Annotated in this window: 15 protein-coding genes; 5 read left to right on the top strand and 10 right to left on the bottom strand. The window is 35.1% G+C overall.

Going from position 1 to position 25,390, the window contains the following annotated elements; all coding sequences use genetic code 11:
• Positions 1 to 108: 108 nt before the first annotated feature.
• The 3 genes from ACFOWM_RS11695 to ACFOWM_RS11685 form a co-directional block, all read right to left on the bottom strand.
• Positions 109 to 594, bottom strand: coding sequence for a DUF4442 domain-containing protein (locus ACFOWM_RS11695; protein ID WP_379710268.1), 486 nt, complete (start codon positions 592 to 594; stop codon positions 109 to 111).
• Between the two features lie 86 nt (positions 595 to 680).
• The gene (locus ACFOWM_RS11690; RefSeq protein ID WP_379710266.1) at positions 681 to 1,175 is read right to left on the bottom strand and encodes a thioredoxin family protein; all 495 of its coding nucleotides are present in this window, start codon (positions 1,173 to 1,175) and stop codon (positions 681 to 683) included.
• 55 nt (positions 1,176 to 1,230) lie between these two features.
• A complete protein-coding gene (locus ACFOWM_RS11685) occupies positions 1,231 to 2,850 on the bottom strand; it encodes a C1 family peptidase (RefSeq protein ID WP_379710264.1) in 1,620 nt (539 codons plus the stop codon).
• A gap of 85 nt (positions 2,851 to 2,935) precedes the next feature.
• Between ACFOWM_RS11685 and ACFOWM_RS11680 the strand changes: the two genes are divergently transcribed.
• Entirely contained in the window at positions 2,936 to 3,481 is a 546-nt protein-coding gene (locus ACFOWM_RS11680; RefSeq protein WP_379710261.1) for a DUF1415 domain-containing protein, read from the top strand.
• Here ACFOWM_RS11680 and pbpC read toward each other — a convergent pair whose 3' ends face one another.
• Entirely contained in the window at positions 3,482 to 5,872 is a 2,391-nt protein-coding gene (gene pbpC / locus ACFOWM_RS11675; RefSeq protein WP_379710258.1) for a penicillin-binding protein 1C, read from the bottom strand.
• 43 nt (positions 5,873 to 5,915) lie between these two features.
• Positions 5,916 to 7,838 carry an SPFH domain-containing protein gene (locus tag ACFOWM_RS11670; protein WP_379710256.1) on the bottom strand — a complete coding sequence of 641 codons (1,923 nt, stop codon included), beginning with the start codon at positions 7,836 to 7,838 and terminating at the stop codon, positions 5,916 to 5,918.
• Between the two features lie 419 nt (positions 7,839 to 8,257).
• Here ACFOWM_RS11670 and ACFOWM_RS11665 point away from each other — a divergent pair, with 419 nt between their 5' ends.
• A complete protein-coding gene (locus ACFOWM_RS11665; protein WP_379710254.1) occupies positions 8,258 to 9,313 on the top strand; it encodes a hypothetical protein in 1,056 nt (351 codons plus the stop codon).
• Positions 9,314 to 9,323: 10 nt separating this feature from the next.
• Here ACFOWM_RS11665 and ACFOWM_RS11660 read toward each other — a convergent pair whose 3' ends face one another.
• Both ACFOWM_RS11660 and ACFOWM_RS11655 read right to left on the bottom strand, forming a co-directional pair.
• Positions 9,324 to 9,713: a hypothetical protein gene (locus ACFOWM_RS11660; protein WP_379710252.1), complete on the bottom strand. Its 390-nt coding sequence runs from the start codon at positions 9,711 to 9,713 to the stop codon at positions 9,324 to 9,326.
• Positions 9,714 to 9,800: 87 nt separating this feature from the next.
• Positions 9,801 to 15,860 (bottom strand): alpha-2-macroglobulin family protein, encoded by a 6,060-nt coding sequence (locus tag ACFOWM_RS11655; protein ID WP_379710250.1) that lies wholly within the window; start codon positions 15,858 to 15,860, stop codon positions 9,801 to 9,803.
• A gap of 182 nt (positions 15,861 to 16,042) precedes the next feature.
• Between ACFOWM_RS11655 and ACFOWM_RS11650 the strand changes: the two genes are divergently transcribed.
• The gene (locus tag ACFOWM_RS11650; RefSeq protein ID WP_379710247.1) at positions 16,043 to 16,747 is read left to right on the top strand and encodes a DUF4476 domain-containing protein; all 705 of its coding nucleotides are present in this window, start codon (positions 16,043 to 16,045) and stop codon (positions 16,745 to 16,747) included.
• 57 nt (positions 16,748 to 16,804) lie between these two features.
• Here the strand turns inward: ACFOWM_RS11650 and sucD are convergent, their stop codons facing one another.
• Together sucD and ACFOWM_RS11640 are read right to left on the bottom strand one after the other, a co-directional pair.
• Positions 16,805 to 17,677, bottom strand: a complete 873-nt coding sequence (gene sucD, locus ACFOWM_RS11645) for a succinate--CoA ligase subunit alpha (protein ID WP_379710245.1) — start codon at positions 17,675 to 17,677, stop codon at positions 16,805 to 16,807.
• Positions 17,678 to 17,765: 88 nt separating this feature from the next.
• Entirely contained in the window at positions 17,766 to 18,227 is a 462-nt protein-coding gene (locus ACFOWM_RS11640) for a DUF1801 domain-containing protein (protein ID WP_379710243.1), read from the bottom strand.
• A gap of 322 nt (positions 18,228 to 18,549) precedes the next feature.
• Here ACFOWM_RS11640 and ACFOWM_RS11635 point away from each other — a divergent pair, with 322 nt between their 5' ends.
• Positions 18,550 to 21,369, top strand: coding sequence for a heavy-metal-associated domain-containing protein (locus ACFOWM_RS11635; RefSeq protein WP_379710240.1), 2,820 nt, complete (start codon positions 18,550 to 18,552; stop codon positions 21,367 to 21,369).
• A gap of 34 nt (positions 21,370 to 21,403) precedes the next feature.
• The gene (locus ACFOWM_RS11630; protein ID WP_379710238.1) at positions 21,404 to 21,763 is read left to right on the top strand and encodes a hypothetical protein; all 360 of its coding nucleotides are present in this window, start codon (positions 21,404 to 21,406) and stop codon (positions 21,761 to 21,763) included.
• Positions 21,764 to 21,994: 231 nt separating this feature from the next.
• Here the strand turns inward: ACFOWM_RS11630 and secA are convergent, their stop codons facing one another.
• Positions 21,995 to 25,330, bottom strand: coding sequence for a preprotein translocase subunit SecA (gene secA, locus ACFOWM_RS11625; RefSeq protein ID WP_379710236.1), 3,336 nt, complete (start codon positions 25,328 to 25,330; stop codon positions 21,995 to 21,997).
• Between the last annotated feature and the right edge of the window lie 60 nt (positions 25,331 to 25,390).

Genomic DNA, 25,390 nt, shown 5'->3' with positions numbered 1-25,390 from the left:
CATGCAATACACTACAAAGTACAGCTATTTTAAACAGCGCTATTAACTTCGTATTACACCAATAAAGTGCAATTTACACAATAAAAAACAAGCGGTATTTTTATTAGGTTAAACCTTGGTTGTTTTGAGTTTAAACGACCATGTTACAGTGAATGAAGCAATTGTATTGCCTTCTTTATCAACACCCGTTGCATAAGCATTTACCACCATTGCCTTACCTGTTGCTTTTGCTTCGTTAATACATGCTAATATACGCTTCCCGTCATCGCAAGTAAAAGAGGTAATTCCGGTTGCTTTTTTTATAAATGTACCTTCAATTTTTTGCACTAGCATGCTTACTTGAGGTTCATTCTTATATAAATGCCCCATTGCCAACACACCGGTACTCATTTCAGCTGCCATTGAAAGGCAAGCAAAATAAGTACTATTGAATGGGTTTCGAGAAAACCATTTGTAAGGAACGGTTACCAAACATTTTTCTTGATCAACATAGCGAACCCTTACGCCACTGAAAAATGCACTGGGTAATTTTTTTAATAAAAATAAACGAAAACTAATAGGGTTATTGATTACATTGATGAACTGCTCGAACATTTTTTGTTGTTTTGGTAGGGTAAAAATAAGCATTTGCCAATAAAAAATGCCCCCATAAGGAGGCATTAGTACAATACATAATGATGTTATTTTTTTTCGCCATACATGGCTGGGTTTAATGCCCACGGACTCCACATTTCTAAAAAACTTTGCACTTTACGTTTATCATAACTACCCTTACCATCTTCTAAATACTCACTGTTTTGAGTGTGTATACGTTGCCCTTTTCCATTTAAAATAATGAAAGCAGGGTAACCAAAACGTTGCGGATATTGCAGTTTAGCAAACATGGCTTTATTGGTATTTTCTTTACTGTAATTTAAATGATACCAAACATACGCTGTTTTAATAACAGAATCTATTTGTGCATCAGCCTTTGCAAAACGGGCAAACTCAATACACCATTTACACCAGTTACCACCTGCTTGAATCAAAACGTATTTACCTTCTGCATTGGCTTTTTTGATGGCAGCAGCAATGTCTTTTTCAGCATTGGCCTCAGGGTTATACAGTTTGGCCTCTTGCGCTGTTGTTAGTAAGCTACATAAACAACCTATTATAATTAAAAAGATATTTTTCATAAAACTATTTTAGCAAATATAAACTTAAAGGAAGTAGTGGTTGTTGTAAAAAATGTTATTGTTTTTCAATTTCAACCAAACAAGCCACCAAGGCTTTTTCGCTAGTACCAGCGCTAAAATGTATAGCGCCATTACTTCCTTTACTATAATCAACATCTTTTGTTACAGCGGCAGCTACAGCATTGTTAAACTTGCGGTTAAAATCAGCTCCTGCACTATTGTTGATAGCTGTGTTCAGTGCTTTATAATCAAGCTCAGTTTTACTTACTACAATGCCCATAACATCTTTATTACCAATTTCATCAGCCTGTATGGATTCTTTTCGAGGAAATAACCTGTACCCAGTAATGCCACAATATGCAGAATGTATAGGTTTATAAGGAAACAACACTTCTGTTTGTCCGGCAGTATTTGGTGTAAAAATGTAAATGTAACAAGCTACTTCATTTTTAATTTCAATTTTAAATTTGTCGCCTTTTTTAATTGGACTAGCCGTTTTAAAAACGTTGCTACCACTGTATTGCATGGTAATATTTTGCTTGGTGCCGGTATTAAATAAACCTATATTACATTCAAACGTAGCATTTAAGGCAGCGCCTCTTTTTGGTAATGGATCTAACCCGTAAGCTTCTCTCACAAAATTTTTAAAATCGCCATAGCGTACATAAGCAAAACCATTTTGCCCCCACTCAGGCCCCCAGCTATTCATAATTTGAAAAGCGCCCCCTTCAATACGATCATCGTAACCCACTACACACATAGCATGCCCACCAAAACCAATCATTTGAGCATCGTCATTTGTTGGGTGCCACACTTTTGCCCCCATCATTTCTTGCATAAATGTACCGCCTACCATCATACCAATTACTACAGGCGCATCTTTTGCTAAGTGCTCTTTAATAGCACGGATGTTGATTCCGTTTACATCATCAGTTTCTGTTAAACGATGAAACCCATGAATTTTATTTTGATCAGCAACTTGAAATAATGTATTGTTGGCTTGCCTGCTACAATTATTTTCATCATAAGGAAAATCGTTGTACGATACTGCTCCACGTTGTTGCATAAACTCCATGGCACGTTGAATATAGGAGCCTTGGCAATCTTCTAAAGCGATGTTGTTGTATAAAAACGCAGGACTGTAAGCAATGCTATTAGGATCTTGATTAGTACTTACAGCTTCTAAAATTGTACGAGCTGCATATGCGCTACTCCATGCCACACAACTACCTTGTTTACCTTGATTTTGTACAGTAGGTGCAAAAGCAGCTAATGAAACCCTTTCTGGCAATGGGTTTTTAGCATTGTCATCTTCTAAACCTTCATACACTTGTGCTTTTTTAGTTTCATTAGGGTTAAAATTGTAGCCACTTTGTGAAAATAAACTGTTGGTAACATCTGAGTTAACAATATTGCTACAACTATTTTGGTTTAAAAGAAAATAACCAGCTACGGCAAGCACCAGTACAATTAATATACCTTTACCACCACAGCCACCACGGCCACTGCTGTTATTACCACCACCCCTGCTAAATAAACCTATTAAGAGGGGGAGAAAACTTAATAAACCGCCACCACCACTCATACCACCACCGCCAGTATTACTGCCGCCACCACTATTATCATCAACATAATCATCTTGACCATCTGGATCATCAACCATGTGTAAAGCCATACATTATTATTTTTAATAAAATTAAATAGATTTTTTTTAATGTGCTTTTTTAGACTATACTTTGCCTTTTAAAAGAATAAAAAATATGGAAAATATTGCCATTGAAATACTACAAACAAAAAATTGGATTGAGCAAGTGGTCATGGGTTGTAATTTTTGTCCGTTCGCAGCTAAAGTATTTCATGAGCAACGTATACGTTATGTTGTAGATAATAATAGTAACCCAAACAATACAATAGATTTGTTAATGGCAGAGTGCAATTATTTATCCGACAACCCTAGCACTGCCACTACTTTTATTATAATACCTAACAATTATAAAGACTTTTTTGAATATCTAGATGTAGTTATTAAAGCTGAAAAACAATTAAAAAAAGCTGGGTTAGAAGGGGTTTACCAAGTAGCTAGTTTTCATCCACAATATTGCTTTGCTGGTTCAAATAATAATGATGCAGCAAATTATACAAACAGATCGCCATACCCGATGTTACATATACTAAGGGAAAATGATGTAACAGCTGCATTAAATTTTTATAAAAACCCCGATGCTATACCTGAAAAAAATATTGCTTTTGCACAACAAAAAGGATTGGCGTACATGCAACAGCTTTTTAACAACAGCTTGCAATAATTATTTGTTTTCATCAATAATTTCAAACAGTCGAGTGATAGAAGCGCCTGTTTCATCAGTTAAAGTAATACTGTGTTTACCTGTGGCAGGGCTCAATGCTAATTGATGGTATTGTTGGGTTGTGCCTACAAATTCATTGTCCATCATCCAAAAAATTTTGGCTTGAGAATTACGATGAGTAGCAGTAAAAATAGTTTTACCTTTTTGCCCATCTATTTCTTTTGGTACATAAATTTTTGCATCAGATTGAGGATATACCAAATCCATTTGCTTTGTAACATTACTTACATTACAGCCCGGTTGAAAAGGCGGCAACACTTTATACGATGCACTGTGTTGCTTATAATAAAACTCCATAATCGGTGGCAAAATAAACCAACTAGCATGTTGCATAGTAGCAGGTGATGCACAACTTTCATTTACTTGAAATGTACCCGTAGCATCTAACTGTATAATTTTATGGTACGGACAAAGTGGCGACCGTAAAGCATTTGGAGGCATCAGTAACGTATCAACTTCGTTACAATCAATATTTGCCCTAAAGCCAGATTGCTTACAAACTGCTGTAAATACATAATTGTATGTTGGTTTTAAAAACCAATCAGCAGCGGGCAATTGCCTAAAAATATCGAACATAACTGGCGCTGCCACTTGTACGCCTATTAAACCTGCTTTACCTTCACCACTGGTGTTACCTGCCCAAACAGCTACCACATATTTAGATGTAACACCAATGCTCCAAGCATCTCTAAAACCAAAGCTTGTACCCGTTTTCCAAGCAATTTTTTGAGATGAGGTAAAGCGTTGCCATAACCCTTCTTCTCCCGGTCGCATTACCTCTTGCATGGCAGCAAATGTGTAGTAAATAGATGTTGCATCAATAGCTGGTAAAGTAGTAGTATTTGATTTTTTTATACGCTTATTTTGTGTGTATTGTGGTGGATGAAAATCAGCCTCATCAACAATACCCTTATATTTTTTTTGATGATTAAGCACTCGAGCTAATGATGCATACACACCTGCTAGTTCCCACATTTTAACTTCGCAACCACCTAAAATCATACTAAGGCCATAAAAATCTGCAGGGTTGTTTAAGGTATGAATACCACATTGTTGCAGCACTTCATAAAAGCGCTGGTATTTATATTGCTGTAAAATTTTTACTGCAGGTATATTTAAACTTCTGCTCAGGGCATTACTTGCTGGCACTGCACCATCATAATTTAAATCAAAATTTTGTGGGTTGTATCCACCAATTTGTGTTGGTACATCTGGCACTAAACTGTTGGGTAAAATAACCCCATCACTCAAAGCAGCAGCATACAAAATAGGTTTAAGTGCACTGCCGGGGCTACGAGGGGCATTTATTACATCTACATCACTTTGAATATTCATATCATTTACATGATACACATTACCAACATAAGCCAAGGTGTTTCCTGTTTCAACATCTAACACCAAAGCACACATATTATTGATGCCATTACTTTGCAAGTAAGGATGTTGCCGTTCGATAATTTGTGTAACTTCTTGTTGTAAAGATGTTTGTATAGTGGTAGTTATTTTTGTGACTGCACATGTAAGATTTTCTTGCTTAAACCTTTGTAATAAATGTGGTGCTAATTGCGGTAGCGGTAAGGGTTTTGTTGGTAAGGCTTCTGCTTTAGCCAAATTACATTCATCGACCGATAGTTTTTTATTAGCACAAAGTTTATCGAGTAAGGCATTACGTTTAGCTAATAATACAGTAGTATTTTTTCCCGGGTGCACCAATGCCGGGGCGTTAGGCAATACGGCTAACATTGCATACTCGGCCCAACTTAATTTTTGGGCCGATCTACCAAAGTATCGCCAAGCTGCAGCATCTAACCCCACCACATTACTACCAAACGATGCATTGGATGCATACAAGGCCATTATTTCATTTTTAGAATAACTTAACTCAAGTCTTAGTGCTAATAGCGATTCTATCGCTTTATTGAAAATAGAACGATTGGTATGTTGCAATGATAAACGCATTACTTGCATAGTAATGGTACTACCACCTTGTGTATTTTTATTGCCAGTAACATTGGTTTTAAAAGCACGAGCAATGGCACTCATATCAACACCTGCATGGGTATAAAAACGTTTGTCTTCATAAGTAGTGATACAGTCAATAAAATGTTGCGGTACATCATCATTATAAGGGAAACGCCATTGCCCATCAGCAGCAATTGTAGCATTTAATAAATTACCATCTGCATCTTCAATTACATAACTGGTAGGCGCTTTAAATAATGTACGAGGCAACAGAAAATAAAACAACAAAAGGAAACCTACCACTGCAAAAACAGTGATACGTTTCCTTAATGACCATTGCAATACAGTATGATAGAGCGATGTAAACAAAAGCAATTTTTAAAATGCTAATGTAGTTTTTTTGTATTGGTTGTTACGTTAATGGGTTATCTAATTTTGTATCTTTTTTTACATCCATCAACTCCATCAACTTCATACCTAATAAACCGTTTATGCCACCATCGGTTCCGTTGCTACCGCCAATTAAAATATCTGGCATCACTTTAATATTGCCTTTACCTATTTCTTCTGTTACTTTAAAACGAGTAAAGTTATCGCCACCCATAGCTTTTACTTGTAGCTCATACGCTTCAGCCGTTGATTTACCAATTGCCATAATTTTTTCAGCTTCTGCTAAACCTGTTTTACTAATTTTTTCAGCATCGGCACTTGCATTTAATTTGGTCGCTTCTGCTTGTGCACCTGCTCTTGCTTTGGTAGCCTCTGCTTCGGCATTCGCCCTCATTTTAGTAGCTGTAGCTTCCGCATCTACTTGTAGCTTTAAACTATTAGCATCGCCTTCTGCTTTTTTTACAGTAGCATCAGCTGTACGTTGCGCAATTTCAACACTTTGTTGTGCTTTTACAATTTCTTTTTGCATATCAGCAATAGCCGTTTCTTTTTCCATACCTTGACGTTGCTCTTGCGCCATTTTTTGGGTTTGATACGTTTTTTGTTCTTCCTCTGCAATTTTTCTATCTGTCAAGGTTTTCATCAATGCCTCTGGGGGAACAATATCACCAATTAAAGTATCCACCGCATTTACATTATACTCTTCTAAAACTTCACGTATATGCTCTTTAGCACTGCTTTGGCGTTCTTTACGAGTACTTAAGAAAGAGATTACATCACTGTCTTGTGCAGAGTTTCTAAAATAGTTACCAATGGTTGGTTCTAAAACTTGACTCACTAAATTATTCATACTACCAAAACGTGCAATTACTTTAGGTGCTTCGTTAGCAGGTATGTGAATGATTTGGCTTACATCTAAATTAAACGGGAAACCATCTCTTGAACGTACGGTAATAGTGCTTAAGTTTTTATCGAGTTGATGACTTTCGCTACGAGCATTTGCCCAATTAAGTACAAGGTTGGTAGTAGGCACCAATTCAACCTTCATAGTGTATTTATTAATGGGGTATTTACCTGGTCCGAAAGCTTCCATCCACACACCACGTTGTCCTTTACTTACAATATTACCATGTTTAAAACTATCGCCAGTAAGGTCTTTACCATCTTCACCAATATAACTAATAACAACACCTACATGGCCAATAGGTACATCTGTCATCGGCACTTCTTCTATTTGAATAGCCCAAGGGTTAATGTTGTAACTACCAGCCAATACAATGGTTGGTTGCAAACCTCTGTTACCATCATTTTTTAAGAAGGTATCAAAATCCTGAAAGTTATTATGACCATCAATGTACTTACCAGCAATTTGTCCACTTTCAATAGGGTGACCATCAAGCGTTGTTACAATACCTACCATGTTTTCATGAATGATTACCATATCAGCAATAGTAATGGTAAATGCGAATGTATTGATACGATAGGTACCTGCTGTGATGTAGGCGGTTTGACGACCTTTTTGACCACCATTAACCAAAAACTTTTCAGCATCTTGAAAGTTATCGCTATCTACTTTACGAGCTAATATAGCACCTGTAGGTATTTCTGCTCCATCGTTAGATAATACCAAACCAATTTTACCTTCAGGTATTACAGTGAACGATTGCATATCAACGCCATACTGCCAAGGCCACATGCCCCAGTAAAGGCCTGGTGCTAGTGCTTTTGCTTGAAAACCAGCTTCACCCTTTGTAGCAATAATACGGCCATCAGGCAATTCTTTGTTAGCACCGAAGAGTACAAATTTTTTGGTAACTAAACCAATACGGTTTTCGGGTACAATGACCATACCGAAGAAAACCCTGAGTACAAACTTGTAAAAAAGTACCAATAAAATAATTACGAATACCCACCAATAATGGGCAAAAAACAGTTGATAATCCATTGTTTGATTTTATTTAATTGTGATTGAAATGTATATGCATTTGGTAGTACAGATATATCGTAAGGGTATAACAATAACCAATATTATTACTTTTAATGTTACAATAAAACTGTAAATACAAAAAGATATTCAGTAGAAATTAACAGTAGCTGCCGGAAGGTGGTTTTACGTTTTGACGGTAGTTAAAAAGTAATGCAGCAAGTAAATGGCTCATTTTGTTAGTAGTGCTAGGCACTGGTTTATTTTGATACATCAAAGGTATATGTGTGTAATATTATTTGCCTAAATGATTGCGATAATTGGTACTTTGTTATTCACGAATGGTAAAGTATGTATGATGAATGGTAAGTAAAAAAAGATTTACATTTGGGTATAAATTGCTTTACAAACGTATCCTTATTAGGCTCCATACTCAACAAATGAATAACAATAATACACCGCTTAATACTGAAGTTAACCAGCCTAATAACCTACCCATTATTGTAATTACCCAAACACACAACAAAAAAGATACGTTACTTGAAAAAGAAATAAAAAAGTTTAACCACTACATTGAAAGTATTTATGAATATGAGCAAGAGGCTAAACGTATTGCTTTTGAAAAAGCACAGTTAGATACTTTGGTACGACAAAAAATTGTACCCCAATTGGTAGCCATAGCACAATCAAAAGTAAAATTGGTGCAACATGCTCAAAATATAATTACACAGCAAAGAAAAATACCAAAAGCCATTCATGAAAATTTTATTGTGTTTGCTATTGCTATGTTGAGCGATACGGTAAACTATAGTGAAGCTGCAAGAAATTTATACAATGAATTTGTTACACAACAAGCACAATTATTAAGTACCAAACAACAAAAGGTTAAAGAAAAAAACAAACAAAAGCAACAGCATAACAGTACCCAATATGCCAACAATGAAAACGAAACAGTTGAAAATGAAACCATACATGATAACACGGCTTATTATGACATTATAAAAGAAACCACAGCGGCACCTAATACCACTATTAAAGATCTTTATAAAACTTTAGCAAAAATGCTTCATCCAGATATGGAGCAAGATGTTGCAAAAAAGAAGCAGAAAGAGGCTTTAATGCAACAACTCACCGCTGCAAGAGATGCTGAAGATTTATTAGCCATGTTGCAATTACAACAACAAGCAAACGTATTAAATGCAGTAGTGGATACACAAAGCTTTTTTTCTATCGATAAATTAAAAGCATTTAATAAAGTACTTCGCCACAAATTATTACAACTTAAAAATGATGTAGATGAACATATTTTTGGACAAGCATGGCGGAAAGCAACACATACATCAAAACGAAAAAAAGTAACAACACCTCATGACAATGTCAACAAAGAATTAAAAGATTTAAAGCGCATAAAAAAATCGTTAGAAGATGACATTAAAAATATACACGATATAGATGATGTTGAATTTATGTTGATGGGGTTTATTAGTGATTTTTAAACAACATCTACTACTTTGATAATTGTTGTTCTTTATAAAAAATATAATAATACGTCAATAATAAAATGCCCACTGCAAAAGGTAATAAAGCAATATGTTTATAGGTGATAGCGCCTATTACAACCATTGTATCAAAATGTAAAAATTCGCTAATCATCCAATAACTATTGGCGGTGATCCAAAATGCAATGGCCAGGTTATGAAATAATTCACTCACAAATTGCCTTGTACGCCATGCAATTAAAATAGCAATAAACATAGTAGGTATAATCATTAAAATGCCCAAGGGTTTCCAAACCATACACCATGCAACATCTTTAAACAACCAAAAAACTATGTGTAGATTTTCTATTTTACGATAACGTAATGGTATGTTGTACACTGCATCATGCTGGCTCATCAATATAATTTTTGTATTTAAAATTAATTTAAAATACAAAAAAAGGAGTGTTCATCACACTCCTTATAAAAATCTTTTTTAAAATTTTTATGGTACCGCAGTAACCCTTACACCTTCGCTATTACTTGTAAACTCAGGTGCATACATACATTGAATGGTTGTAATGCCATTACTAAAATTACCAGCTGCAGTTACAAATAAACTATACTCAAACACATACATACCCTTAGGTATATTACTAAAAAAGAAGTTCGTACTAGCATCTTTAGTAGTTTCATAATACCCCAAACCTCCTTGCCATTTGTAACTGCTCAACGTGTTTAGGGGTTCCATACAAGCAGCACGTAAATCTTTCATATGCACATACTCCAAATCTCTATCTGTTTTCAGAGTAATTTTTACTACTACTTTATCGCCAATTTTTAATTCATCGCCTTCGCTAATAGGTGTTAATACCGGCCCTTTAAATGTATTACGTTGTAGATACAATTGCTTATTTAAACGTAAAGCAGTTGCTGAAGTTGTTACTTTATCAGCATCCTCAAAATATTGCCAATAAACAGCGCCATAAGAAGTTGTATTTTTTGTATCACCTGTTAACCTAACGGCAATATTGCCCATTTGAGTTGTAACTTTATCGGCAGGTATGAGTTTTTTAAAATAACCTGTACCAGCTTCTTTAGGTTGATCAGTACTTTTTATAACAGTATTACCCAAATTGATAGTTACTTCCTTATTATCATCTAACCAATTACTACCATTTAACAACAATGCATAACATGCTGCAGCAGTGGCCTTAGTACTAGCCCATTGTTGGGTTTGCTTTTGTTTAAGGAGCCATGTTTTTAATGCATCAACAGTAGCAATGTTTCCATCAATTTCTGAAAAAGCTTCAATTAATAAAGCTTGTGCCTCAATAGGTGCTTGGTGCCAATAGTAGCCAGCTTTGCTCATATCTTTCCAATACATCCCCATTTCATCATTTACAATGGCTGATTGTTGTAATGCTTTTATGATTGCCTTCGCTGTTTTTGAATCGCCATTTCTCTCTGCTGTTAAAGCAATCATTGCTTGTAAATATTTAGTTTGTGGCAACCAATACTTATTAGCTTGCTGTGTATAATATGCAACCGCTTTTTTATTTTTTGAAGCGATGTCAACCTCTTTAAAGAAGCTACGCATATACAAATAATGAACAACATTGGTAGACAGATTATTACCAGTCAAATTCGCTTTATACTTTATCAAATTATCGTACTGTTTTTTTATTTGCTCATCAGTAAAAGCAATTACTTTTAACAACATAGGTTGCAGCGTTGCCATATCTGCTTTTGAAATAGCTTGTAGCTTTTGTAAATGCCCAAAACTTTCAACAATGTATTGTGTAATATAAACATCTGACTGTCCACCTTTAAACCAAGCAAAACCACCATCGCCCAACTGCATTTCTTTCAGCTTATTAAACATGGCTATTTTCTCAGCATCTAACTTCAACAAATTAAATAATAACCCTATCTGCTTTTTTTGTTGTTGTTCATTTTGTGCATTTAAAACCCAAGGTGTTTCCTCTAATAAAACAGCTTTTAAATTTTCATTTTTTTGTAGGTTACTTAAAAACGCATTGGCGTTATTATTAGTACTATCATTTGCCCACTCATTAAAAATTGATTTTATTTTTGGAGTAGCACTAACAATTTGTGATGCTACCGCATTGGCAAAATACCTATTGAATGTTTGTTCAGCACACTCGTATGGGTACTCCATTAAATAAGGTAATGCTTGTACAGCATACCAAGCAGGGTTGTTCGTAAACTCTACTGTAATACCTTTTTGTGTTAAAGTGTTACTTTGTTCACTATTCAATAATTTTAAAAATTGAAACGATTTCGCTGTTTCATTTTTTAAATTAATGGGCAATGTTTCTGTAACTAAAATTCTATTACTTAAAATAGGTATTGCCGCCTCTTCACCATCGGTAAACATTTTATCGTTAGATGTTACCGTAATACGATACACTAGAGAACTATTAAAGTTACTAGGAATAGTAACCGGAAATTTTATAGCAACACTCTGCTGTGCTGGAACCGTAAAGTACTGTTGCGGAAATACGTTTTTAAACCAACCATCAACTGGTTGATTAGTGATAGCGTCTATTAATGTTAATGTAGCTGTACCTGTAATTTCTGTAGTAGCTGTGTTTACTACCTTAGCAGCCATTTCAAAAGAATCGCCTTCACGTAAAAAACGAGGTACAGTCGGTTGTACCATTATTGGTTTTTGTGTAATAGTTGTAGCCGCAGCCATACCACTAGCAGCCTCTTTTGTGTGGGCTAGTACCATCGTTTTCCATTGGGTTAAAGCCTCAGGCATCGTAAACGAGAAATGAATATCGCCTACACTATCTGTTTGTAACTCAGGAAAAAAGAAAGCTGTTTCGTTGAAGTTTTTTCTAACCTGAACTTCTTTAACAGGATCCTTGATATTGTTATTATTATTACTCTGCGAAACAATTGCATTATCATTGGTTTTAAAATTGAATTGCACTGAATCCATTTCAATACTTTTATCTACAACAACTATTTTAGACTTTGTAGAAGCGAATGTTGAAACGCCACGTATCATAATTTTTGAACGCATATTGATCAAGCTGTTATCGATTATAGTAGTATATATTTTAACTACCTCTTCAATAAAACCGCCTTTCTTTAAATCGTTTACTAAAGATGTTACTTTCTCAAAAGTGTTTGCGGTATAAAATGACGTATTGAATTTTGTTGACCAAAGCTCATTCAAATCATTCCAACTATGTGGTTTAATGGCATCTAATGAGGCGTCGTACATACTAATCAATGCTTCGGCAGCAACTTTATCAGCATGCTTACCTTTTATGTTAATCGTCCATTTTTCATTGCTACCCGGCAGTACTTTATCTCTAAAAGTGGTGTAAGTAATGTCTAATTGTTTATTAGTCCAAGGCACATCAATTAGTGTTGAGCCAGTATAAAACCGATTATGGTACACAGCAGCATATTGTAATTGAACGCCTCCTCTATCAGCCTCACTAATTTGTATAGTGTTATTCAACGGTTGCTGGTTTGAAAAAGTTGGATACGTAATTTTATATTGTTCATTTACAGTACTAATATTTTGTACTAACCAAACTTTATCAAATGCTGTAGAAATGGTGTAGGGCAATGCTTCTCCGGGTTGTACCATCTTTTTTGCTGTAGTTATTTTAATCGCTTCATCATTCAATATACTAGCGGCATTCATAATTTCTACAAAACGTTCTGCTGTAATCGTTGTACCATCAGTACTTAAAGTAGTTACTACAAATTTGTACCAACCAAGTTGTAAAGATGATGACCATTGCCATTTACCCATTGCCGAAGTAGTATCATTTTTTTGATAAACAACATCACCCTGCTCCCAAGTTGCAGGATCGTTTTCGTTTGCATATAAATCATCAGGGAAATTAGTATAATAGGTTGTTTTGTCCATCAGAAATACATCTGGCACTTCCCAATACCTTTCTCTAAAAAATTTATTAGGTGCTTTTAAAGCTATTACTTTTACCTGAATAGGCGTTTTTACAAAATCGTTATTAATATTATTACTTGTTATTCTTATTTGATGTACACTATCTTTCAATACTTTATCAGCTGCATCAATATTTAAAAATATATTTTGGTATGAAGCATTGATGGTTTGTGTGCCTGTTCTTGTTTCACCATTGATATCAGTAACATCTGCCACAATTTTAAATTGAAAAGTTGGCTGTGATTTTTTATCGATTGTTTCATCGGGCAAAGCCGTAAAAACAATATCAAAATTGCCATTAATGTCAGTTGTGGTAATACCGTTGGTTACTTCTACCTCTTTTACATTATAAATGGGTAATCTACTTTTATAAAACCACCAAATGGGGTAATCTACTGTTCGCAATACCCTATAACTCACTTTAGCACCATCAATATTATTACCTGCAAAAGCCTTTGCATTACCTGTAACTTTTATGCGGTCATTTAATTTAAAGATTCCTTTAGATGCAGCAATTGTAGTAGCAAATTTTGGACGTTTATATTCTTCTACACTAAAATATTGTTGCTTTTTAGTTAATGAATCTTGCAAATAAAATTGACCATTTAATAACCCCTGCGGTATGCTGAAACTACCATTATATGAGCCATAATTATTGGTGATGAGGTTTAAACGAGCTACTTTTTGTTGGTTATTATCATACAATACTACTGTTGTTTTTTGATTGGGCAATACTTGTGCATTTTTACCTAAAGTATCGGTACCTATCATAATACCTTTAAAGAATAGGGTTTGTCCTGGTCTGTAAATAGCCCTATCAGTAAATAAAAAACTGCTCTTTTGGGCAACTACTTTATTGTAACTATTGTATTGGCTTAAGTAAAAATAATCATCAGTAAACAATTGTTCGTTGTTGTAATTAATTTCAATTCTTTGATTATTATAATTTTTATCGACAGCTAATTTTACATATCCATTCTTATCAGTTATGTAACTTTTATTTTTTTGTAACTGATATGTTGATGTTTTACTATCGTATATACTATTATATATTTGAACCGTTGCCTTTTCAATAGGTGCGCCAGTAGTTCTATTGAGTACATATAATTCATTGTTATTATTACTAAAATAACTGATGCTACTCACATTGGTAACAGCACTGTTTAGAATATTATCACTCAATGAAAAATCAGGCTTTAAACTAGTAACTAAATAATACACACCTGCTGGTAAGCCATCTACCTTAATTTCTGCACCATGCATTTGATAATCATTTTGAGCCGGTATAGTAACAGTCCAACTTTTTAGAGCTGGCAAGTTTACTAACTTCTGCCATTTCATTTGTTCATCTTCTCCACGAAATAGGCTTACTTGTTCTTTATTGGTTTTTATAATTTTACAGTAAATAGTAGTTACGTTTTTAAAAGTAAGCAATGCCCTAAAAGCTTGGTTGGGTACATTTACTTCCTCTATTTGAAATGATATATTTGGTTGATCAATTTGAGCTATTAAATTTTTACAATTAATACCTCCTTCACTTTTCGGAAAGTTTTTATATCCCTTTTCTGCAATAGCCCTAGCAGTAACCAAGGCGAATTGATGGGTGGTGTTGGTATAAGCCTTGTACTCATTACCTAATTGTTCGTATATACTTGCTCGTAAAAAAGTAGCTTGTGCACTAACGGCGCTGTTGCTATAATTGTTTTCAATATTTTGTAACGCTGCTTCATACAATGTTTGTTTGTTATTGATGACAGCATGCTCGTTTACAAACGATATATATTTAAGGTATACATCTAACAAAGCATCAGCTTGTGCATCTTTTACATGAAACTTGATCAAATCTTGCATTAGTATTAAAGCATTGTAATACAAAGCAGACGTATCTTTTGTTGTAAAACGATGTTGTACCAATGCTGGTATGGGTGCAAAGACAGCCGTATCATTTATAATAAATTGACTGGTTGCTTCAGTAACATCATTTTCGGTACTCATAAAAAAACCTAACGCTTGGTGTGCCAACACATCATACAAAGTAGGTCGTAAGTGCTCTGTATTTTTACCCTTCTCCATAATGGCATTGTAGCTTGTGTATGGCGTATTTTGCAACAATGTTTTTTGTTGTAATGATGCTTTGTATAAATCAATAATTTTATTACGAAGCTGTTGTATACTCCATGTTTTAAAATCAGTATTGGTTTGTGCAGCTGTACCCTCAGTGGTACGATTGTATAAATTATACCGATTATTTTGTAAGTACGATAACAACATTTGTGCTTGCATACTTTGCAAAATATTTTTTGTAGGTGCTGTAGCTTTTTTTATAAGCGAATCAATAAGTTGGTAGTTTTTAGTTTCGCTATCATCAACCAAGGTTTGTTGAAAACGCATTTGGTACATCAATGCTTTCATTTGTTGCGGTTCGTTTTTTGTTTTTACAGCATCGCTATAAATTTTTAATACTTCTTGCAAACCATCTTTCACTAAACCTTTTTCTTCAAAAGCCTTTATTTTACTCCACTGTGTGTTGTACTCGTTTTTAATTTGTGCTTTCAACTGTATAAAATTTACGGATAATATTATGGCTAAAAGAGTGATTTGTTTCATGTTACTGCTCATTAAATGTGTTGTAAATTATGTGTTTTAGGTAGATGTGCTGTTAAGTTTTTTTACATAAAAGCCCTGCATTATTTTTCTTTAACTTTTTATTTTGTATTGTAATTTTTAATCGGCATATCATTTGAAATACATGGTATAAATACGATTCATCACTTTTTAAATTTAACCAAATGAAACAATTTTTTACACTACTCATTTCTTCGTTGGTTGCTTTAAGCAGTTTTGCTAGGCCACCACAAACCATTTTAAGCGTTTCTTCGTTTTCAAACACGAACCTACGCATTACCATAGATGGCTACAATTACAACTTTAATAACGATGATGATTTTGTACTGAACAACATTCAGCCTGGTCAACATCAAATTAAAATTTACAAAACAAAAAACAGGGGCTACGGTTATGGTAGCAATAATAGCACCATCATTTACCAAAGTAATGTCTTTTTACGAAATAACTATCATACTGATATTACCATTAATAGGTTTGGTAAAGTGTTTATTGATGAAGCGCCAATTGGTTTTGGTGGTTACAATAATTATCCAAATAATTATCCAAATAACTACCCAAACCAAACTTATAATAACCCAATGGGATTAGTAGGGTTTGAGGCTTTAAAAAGTTCAGTAAATAAAGAACGTTTTGATGACAGCAGGCTCAACATCATTAAACAAGCAGCCATTAACAACTACTTTAGTACTGATCAAATTAAACAGTTAATAGGCCTTTTTAACTTTGAAAGTACCAAACTGGAGTTAGCAAAATTTTTATATGGTCGTGCAACTGATAGAGAAAATTATTTTATCATTAACGATGTGTTTTCTTTCAGCAGCAGTAGAGATGCCTTATCTAAATATATAATTGAGTACAGACCGTAATAATAAAAAGAGCAAGTTTTTCAACTTGCTCTTTTTTTATCTTAAAAATCGTTCATTTTATTTTATAACAGAAGCCATTGTTTTACCAATATCAGCCGGGCTAGCCACTACATGTATACCACATGCAGCCATAATTTTCATTTTTGCAGCAGCGGTATCATCTTCACCACCAACAATAGCACCAGCATGGCCCATTCTACGGCCCGGAGGCGCTGTTTGTCCTGCAATAAAGCCCACTACTGGTTTTTTATTACCAGTGCTTTTAATATACTCTGCAGCTTCTGCCTCCATACCACCACCAATTTCACCAATCATTACAATGGCATCCGTTTCATCATCATTCATAAACAACTCAACTGCTTGCTTAGTAGTTGTACCAATAATTGGGTCGCCACCAATACCAATTGCAGTCGATATACCTAAACCGGCTTTCGCAATTTGGTCAGCAGCTTCGTATGTTAATGTTCCACTTTTTGATACAATACCAATACGGCCTTTCTTAAAAATAAAGCCTGGCATAATACCTACTTTACATTCATCAGCTGTAATAACACCTGGACAGTTAGGACCAATTAAACGGCTACTGCTACCTTGTAAATAATTTTTTACCCTTACCATGTCGCTCACCGGAATACCTTCTGTAATACAAACTACCAAAGCAATACCAGCATCTACTGCTTCCATGATAGCATCAGCCGCAAAAGCAGGTGGTACAAAAATGATACTTACATCAGCACCGGTAGTTTTAACTGCATCAGCTACTGTATTAAATACTGGCTTATCTAAATGCAAAGTGCCGCCTTTGTTGGGCGTAACACCACCTACTACATTCGTACCATATTCAATCATTTGTGTAGCATGAAAACTACCCTCTGTACCGGTAAAACCCTGTACAATTACTTTAGAGTTTTTATTTACTAAAACTGACATGTTAAATGTTATTGTTTAATGATTGTTGTAAAATTTCGGCAAAGATAAGGGTTGTACTAATAAGTAAATATATCTCTGCAACAAATAGCTACTTTTTAGGTTTAAATGCACTTTCATACTGATCTATCCATTGTTGTACTGTTACTTTACTAGCCAATTCACCAATTAAATCAAAAGGTATTTGGTCTACTTTTTTAAAGCGTATACAACTTTTGCCCATATCTAATTTTCCCTTAACCCTTTTAGCATATTCAGCGGCAAACCAATCATGCAAATTTTTATCAGCATACACCATCATGTGGTACACCGCAATAAAGTTTTTTTGTGAAGCTATATTCATAAAAGGCAATGGCAATTCAGGTGTACAATGGTAACCTGCAGGGTACAGTTTATGAGGTACCACATAGCCAATCATACCATAACTCATTACCTCTTCAAAGCCCTTCGGTATGTTTTTTTTAATAACTTTTCTCAGTTGTTCAATGGCATATTTTCTGTCATAAGCAAGGCTGTCAATATAAGCAGTAACGGTTGTTGCGGTTGATTGCATGGTATTTTTCTACTAAAATAATAAAAAATATGGGGCAGTCAACATATAAATACATGGCAACAGTGGTTCCGGCTATTCGTTGCAATGGGGCGCCTGCGTTGCCCCTATTTTCACTTCTATCCGGCAGCCTTTCAGCTATTAGTTCATTTTTCAGCTAATAATAATGTAGGTAACGAGGTAAACAAATAATGGTTATTCAAAGTGGTAAATGGTTAGCATAAAAGCATTGGTCGAAATAAAAATCAACTTCATCGATACAAAATAGCCTCACATTAACACCATCCTATATTTACAACAATATAAATAGCATTAATATTCTGTTATGAAAAATTTGTTTAAAATCGTTCTGTCATCATTGTATTTGTTGGCAATAACAAACATAGTTAGTGCACAAACTAACAGTAATATTTGGAGGGTTAGTAGTAAAGTAAGAACATTCCCTAACGGACAAAAATTTTTGTACGAATACACTTATGATAAAACAGGCAACATACAAACAGTAAAATATTATTCAGCTTCTGGTGTTTTAACCACAACCACCAATAATTTTCAATTTAATACCAAAGGCAAACCCACTGCCTACGTTGTAAATTGGAACCGAGAAAATGCCAGCGCCAAAGTTACCCTATCATACAACAACAATGGGCAACTTACCCAATTACAAAAGCTGTTAAACAATGGCGATAAAACTACCTACACATATAGGTATAGTAGTGGCAAAATAACTATTGTGGAGCAACTACCTAACTCATATACCACTACTAGCAATAGTACACTCAGTTATTATACTGATAATGGTGATTACGCAGTAAGCAATACTGATGCAGCCGCTAAAACTATAACCACAATAATTACAGTAAAACAAAACCCTGTACCAGCGCCAGAAAATGAGCCCACAGTGTTTTTTGGAGGGTATGAAGCACCTGCATTTTTAGGTACATCAACCAATGCAAATGACCCCACAATTACCTTTACCAAAAATGAAAATGGACTTATTACGACACGTACTATTACAAAACAAAACGGTGTACTCACCAACACGTATCAATACATTCATTTAAAAACGCCTATTGTTGAAACCCCAAGTAACGTAACCAACATTAAAACAAACATCAATTGTATACAAGGCAAACAAATAGTTGAACGAGTTTTAAAAGCACAAGAAGGTGTAACCAATGCCACTGTTGATATTAATACAGGTATGCTTGCACTCGATTATAGTAGTGATGGTACGCCCTATACTCAAATAACTAAGTTAATAAATGATGAGGGTTTCGATGCTGATAAAACAACATCCACACAACCCAATAAAAATCCATGTGCAACACCCACCTTTGAGTATGTTCAAAAAACGGGCAAAAATATTTTTGATGCTAGAAAAGGCTTTGCAACAACACCCATAAAATTTGTACCATTTGTAATAACTCCCGATGCTGCAAAAAAAGGGTTTAAACTAGATAGTGTGTACAAATGGGTAGCGCCTGATGGAAAGCAAAAAGTAGCTACAGGTGCTCAAATTTTACAACAAGTAAATGAAATGGAAGCCGAGTTAAATGCAAGGGGCCGTACACTCCGTAAAAAAAATGCATTTGCGGCACTTAGTTATAAACTGGTTAACCCTAATGCGCTTTTAAAAGTGCCACCCGTAGTACCCAAAAAATTAACTACTGCCATGTTAAATACCGGTGCTGGTAAAGTGTTTAACAAAATACCTATTATTACTACCAAACACAATACAATACCCAATGTTACAGGCATGTTGGCTAACATCATTAATAGCGATGTAGGTGTTTATTTTGGCCGTATCAGTAATACTTCTGGTGAATTTCAAGGCAATATTAGCACCACTAGTTTTGTTGATAATAGTAAATGTGTAAAGCAATGCCCTATTGATATAACCATTAGTATGGATGCAGTTAAAATAAAATCACTAAACATTACCAACACTATAGTTGAAATTTCAGCAAACCCTAATAGGTTGCCCAACGATAATGAAGTGCCTTTAGCTACTGGTAATTTCAATTTCAAAAACCCAATACGCACCAAGTACGGGTCTGAAAATATGATCGTAAGTGGCGATGCTCCCCCATCATTTCACACATTATATTATTTTTCAGTTACTTTAAACGATTTATCAAAATTGGGCATTGCCGAAGTTAAGCCTAAAAACTTTTACGTTTATATAAAGTTTTACAATAACAAAGGTGAATTATTGAGTTACAGTACCTACAATACTGCTATACTTCAAAATAAAATTGATGCCCCCATTTTTATAGCACAACAAAAAGAAGTAAAAGCTCAGTTTGATGATGCCTTTACTGACCCAACAGGCTTATTTGGCATGTACTACAAATCATCCAACATAAGTGCAACATATAAAACAGATAGAGATGATGCCACGTTAGTTGTATCTGAAAACAGCGAAGTAAATGGCCAAGTTGAAATAGGGGCACAATACTACAACTTTTGGTATTTGTTAGATGATGCACAACCAAAGTATGAAAGAAAATCGTTTGTTGCTGCCAACTTTACTTCAAAATATACCAACAAATACACTGAGGGTCGCCCATCTATAAGAATACCAGGGTACAGAAGCAATGAAATGAATAATTACGCTGGGTATGAGCTCAACTATTCTATTTATGATGGCAAAAAAAATAAAACGTATAACAAAGCATCTAACAGCACGGAAGCCGCTTCAGTTGAATATAATATTTTTGATGAACGCTTTTTTATTGGTCCTGTACCATGCCGTATTAAAGTTGATGTGAGTGGCAATGCTAGCTTTACCCGAATAGCCACTATGGATACTTTAACAGATGGTAAAGTAAGCATGGCCACCACTGTTACACCACATCTCGATCTTACTTTAAAAGGCGAAGGTGGTGTGGATGCTGCCATTGCTTATGCAAAAATTGTAGCCAATGTTAAAGTAATTGAGGTTGACCTACCCATTACCGCTATTGCTAGTAGAGAGGCAGATTTAAAAGCCGATTTAAAAATTACAGCCCTCTCTGGTCAAATCTATTTTACGGCAGGGCTCTGTATTCCCATACCTTGGTTTGATGATATATGTACCGATTTTAGGGTCGATATTTTTAACTGGACAGGCCCTAACAAAACATATACTTTGGTAAAATAGCAAACCGTTAAAAATAGTTTTCAATAATACCATCATGCATTATATAAAATTCATTTTCCTTTTAAGTACTAGCTTTATATCGAGTATAACCACTTATGCAAAACAAACCAATGATACGGTTCCGCCTTGTATTAAAAAAATGCTCGAAGCAAATATTCAACTAACCTTATCAATGTACCAATACAAAGGGCAACGGTGGTACGGTATCAGTGAAAACAAAAGTTATGCAGCTCAAAAAAAAGCCAATTATGTACGCACTATTTATTTGTATAACAACCATTGTTTATTGATGGCTACTTGGCAAACGGGTGGTAATGGTATCATCATCATCAACAAAATAGTACCTGATACGGTTGATACAAAAGCCATCAAAAAAATTATTAAAACAACATAAACAGCAGCACCCCAAAATAAAAATGATTACACAGTTCCTTATTTTTTTACATATTGGGGCTGTAAACTACCACAACATAGCAGCAGTTTTTCCGGCTATTCGTTGCAATAGGGGCGCCTGCGTTGCCCCTATTTACACTGCTATCCGGCAGCCTTTCAGCATAGTACTATAATCAACATTAAAAAAGCCGTTTCAACTCAATGAAACGGCTTTTTACAATTGTAGTTATATTTACACTGCACCTGCACCATGGCATTGCTTGTATTTTTTACCACTTCCACATGGGCAAGCATCATTTCTACCAATTTTTGGTTCTACTCTAATTGGTTCTTGCTTCACGGCTTCGCCACCACTTGGGTCAAAATAATCATTTTGGTTAGCAGCGTAATCATCACCAGCAGCTTCAATTTGCGCCTTATTCATGTTCATTTTACGCATATCTGTTTTTGCTTCTCTCCCCTCTTTAATTTGGCCTGCATTGGTTTCTTCCATTGGTATACCTGCATGGCATAAAAAGCTTACAATATCTCTGTTCACTTTATCATCCATTTCTTTAAAGGCAGCAAAAGCTTCTATTTTATAAATCACCAAAGGGTCTTTTTGCTCATACCCTGCAGTTTGTACACTATGTCGTAAATCATCCATCGCCCTTAAGTGTTCTTTCCATGCTTCATCAATAGTTGCTAAAGTAATGCTACGTTCTAAAGCAAAGCCCAGTTCAGTACCATTGCTGGCAAGGTATTTATCTAAATTGGCTAAAGCCTGTATCGCTTTTTTACCATCAGTAAAAGGCACGGCTACATTTTCAATATGGTTGCCTTGCTCTTTACGAATATTGCTTATAATAGGAAAGGTTTGTTCTGCTAAAGCTGCTTTCTTTTTAGTGTAGTTGGTTACAGCTTCTGCATATAATTTTTCAGCTAAAGTAGGCGCTGGTAGCTTTGCTAAATCATCTTCTGTAATGTTGGTATCCATTGCAAAATTAATGATGACAGCCAACTTGAAACCTTCGTAATCAGCAGCCTCTTTAAATGAATTAATTAAACCTTCAGCAACACTGTAAAAAGAATTATCAAGGTCAAGTGCCAAACGTTCGCCAAACAAAGCATGGTTACGTTTACCATACACAACATTCCGTTGTTTGTTCATTACATCATCGTACTCTAACAAACGTTTTCTGGTACCAAAGTTATTTTCTTCAACTTTTTTCTGTGCTCTTTCAATACTCTTAGTAATCATGCTATGCTGAATTACTTCACCTTCTTTATAGCCCATTCTATCCATTAAACCTGCAATACGTTCACTACCAAACATACGCATTAAGCTATCTTCTAACGATACAAAAAATATTGAAGTACCAGGGTCGCCTTGCCTACCAGCACGACCTCTCAACTGCCTATCTACCCTTCTACTTTCGTGTCGTTCCGTACCAATTATAGCCAAACCACCAGCTTCTTTAACGCCTGGGCCAAGTTTGATATCTGTACCACGACCAGCCATGTTGGTTGCAATTGTTACAGCACCTGCTAAACCAGCTTCAGCTACAATTTGTGCTTCTTTGCTATGTTGTTTTGCATTTAATACATTATGAGGTATACCTCTTTGGCGTAACGTACGACTAATTAATTCACTCACATCAACCGAAGTAGTACCTACTAATGTTGGGCGACCAGCAGCTCTGTTTTTTTCAACTTCATCAATAACAGCCTTGTATTTTTCACGGGTGGTTTTGTACACAAAATCTTCCCCATCAATACGAATAACTTTTACGTTGGTTGGTATGGTAACCACATCTAATTTATAAATGCTCCATAACTCTGCTGCTTCGGTTTCGGCAGTACCCGTCATACCTGCTAACTTATGGTACATTCTAAAATAATTTTGTAATGTAACCGTAGCATAGGTTTGGGTAGAAGCTTCAATTTTTACATTTTCTTTAGCTTCTAGGGCTTGGTGCAAACCGTCAGAATAACGCCTGCCCTCCATAATACGCCCCGTTTGTTCATCTACAATTTTTACTTCATCATCAATCACCACATACTCCACATCTTTATCAAATAAAGTGTACGCTTTAAGTAGTTGTTGTATGGTATGAATACGTTCTGATTTGGTAGCGTATTCCGTTAATAAATTGTCTTTTCGCTGTAACTTTTCTTCTGCAGTTAAATCAGTTTTTTCTATTTCAGCAATTTTTGTAGAAATATCTGGTAGTACAAAAAAATCAGGATCTTCACCAGTACGGGTAATTAAGTTTAACCCATTTTCAGTAAGTTCAACTTGGTTATTTTTTTCATCAATACTGAAATATAGCTCTTCATCAACTTTAGGCATTTGCTTTTGTTGATCAGCTAGGTAGTAGTTTTCGCTTTTTTGTAATTTAACTCGGTTACCTGGTTCGCTTAAAAATTTAATAAGTGCCCCATTTTTAGGCAAGCCACGGTAAGCCCTCATTAAAGCCAAACCTCCATCTTTTGGGTCATCATTACCTTCTGCAATTTTCTTTTTTGCTTCTATTAAAAAGTTGTTAACGGCTTTACGTTGTGTTTCAACTAATTTTTCAATACGTGGTTTTAAATCAAAAAACTGTTGGGTATTATCGCTATGTCCTACCGGACCACTAATAATTAAAGGCGTACGGGCATCATCAATCAATACACTATCTACCTCATCTACCATAGCAAAATGGTGCTTACGTTGTACCATTTCGTCAGGTGAGTGTACCATATTATCTCTCAAATAGTCAAAACCAAATTCGTTGTTGGTACCATAAGTAATATCAGCATTATAGGCTTTTCTACGAGCATCGCTGTTAGGTTCATGTTTATCAATACAATCAACACGAAGGCCCAACCATTCAAAAATAGGTCCGTTCCATTCGCTATCCCTCTTCGCCAAATAATCATTCACCGTTACAATGTGCATACCTTCACCTGCCAAAGCATTTAAATAGGCTGGCAAAGTACTCACTAAGGTTTTACCCTCACCTGTAGCCATTTCAGCAATACGGCCTGAGTGCAAAACAGCACCACCAATCAACTGCACATCATAATGTACCATGTTCCACTGTACAGTTGTACCGGCGGCTAACCAACTATTTTTATAAATAGCTTTATCGCCTTCAATAATTACATTTGATTTTTTAGTAGCCAATTCTCTATCTAAATCTGTAGCGGTAGCAACTACATTTTCATTTTCTTTAAAACGACGGCTTGTTTCTTTTACCACAGCAAAAGCTTCTGGCAAAATTTTAGTGAGAATTTCTTCAATTTTAGCATCTCTATCTTTCTTTAATGCATCTATATCTTTATAAATAGCATCTCTTCCGTCAATATCCGTAACAGCTAAAGCAGCGGCTAGTTGTTGTTTTTCTTCAATATCAGCATCTGTTGCGGCTAAATACTCCTTAATACGAGCTTTAAACTCCGTTGTTTTGGCACGAAGTTCATCGTTAGTAAGTGATGCATAAGAAGCAAAAAACTGATTCGCCTTTTCAATTTCTGGAAGAATTTTTTTTACGTCTTTTTCACTTTTATTGCCACCAAATAATTTAGAAATAAATCCAAGCATAAAAATATTTTAATATAGTGATGTTCTATTTATAATTGCCTTTGTCAAATATGGTGCTGC

It is taken from the genome of Ferruginibacter yonginensis (assembly GCF_042651465.1).
In the GTDB taxonomy this organism is placed as follows: Bacteria; Bacteroidota; Bacteroidia; order Chitinophagales; family Chitinophagaceae; genus Ferruginibacter; species Ferruginibacter yonginensis.
This window is presented reverse-complemented; position numbering and strand designations above follow the sequence as displayed.

Excerpts from the sequence above, each read along its gene's own strand:
- ACFOWM_RS11690 (WP_379710266.1), bottom strand. The coding sequence starts at position 1,175 with ATGAAAAATATCTTTTTAATTATAATAGGTTGTTTATGTAGCTTACTA.
- ACFOWM_RS11680 (WP_379710261.1), top strand. The coding sequence starts at position 2,936 with ATGGAAAATATTGCCATTGAAATACTACAAACAAAAAATTGGATTGAG.
- ACFOWM_RS11655 (WP_379710250.1), bottom strand. The coding sequence starts at position 15,860 with ATGAAACAAATCACTCTTTTAGCCATAATATTATCCGTAAATTTTATA.
- ACFOWM_RS11635 (WP_379710240.1), top strand. The coding sequence starts at position 18,550 with ATGAAAAATTTGTTTAAAATCGTTCTGTCATCATTGTATTTGTTGGCA.
- ACFOWM_RS11685 (WP_379710264.1), bottom strand. The coding sequence starts at position 2,850 with ATGGCTTTACACATGGTTGATGATCCAGATGGTCAAGATGATTATGTT.
- ACFOWM_RS11640 (WP_379710243.1), bottom strand. The coding sequence starts at position 18,227 with ATGCAATCAACCGCAACAACCGTTACTGCTTATATTGACAGCCTTGCT.
- ACFOWM_RS11650 (WP_379710247.1), top strand. The coding sequence starts at position 16,043 with ATGAAACAATTTTTTACACTACTCATTTCTTCGTTGGTTGCTTTAAGC.
- ACFOWM_RS11660 (WP_379710252.1), bottom strand. The coding sequence starts at position 9,713 with ATGAGCCAGCATGATGCAGTGTACAACATACCATTACGTTATCGTAAA.
- ACFOWM_RS11670 (WP_379710256.1), bottom strand. The coding sequence starts at position 7,838 with ATGGATTATCAACTGTTTTTTGCCCATTATTGGTGGGTATTCGTAATT.
- secA (WP_379710236.1), bottom strand. The coding sequence starts at position 25,330 with ATGCTTGGATTTATTTCTAAATTATTTGGTGGCAATAAAAGTGAAAAA.
- ACFOWM_RS11695 (WP_379710268.1), bottom strand. The coding sequence starts at position 594 with ATGTTCGAGCAGTTCATCAATGTAATCAATAACCCTATTAGTTTTCGT.
- sucD (WP_379710245.1), bottom strand. The coding sequence starts at position 17,677 with ATGTCAGTTTTAGTAAATAAAAACTCTAAAGTAATTGTACAGGGTTTT.
- ACFOWM_RS11665 (WP_379710254.1), top strand. The coding sequence starts at position 8,258 with ATGAATAACAATAATACACCGCTTAATACTGAAGTTAACCAGCCTAAT.
- ACFOWM_RS11630 (WP_379710238.1), top strand. The coding sequence starts at position 21,404 with ATGCATTATATAAAATTCATTTTCCTTTTAAGTACTAGCTTTATATCG.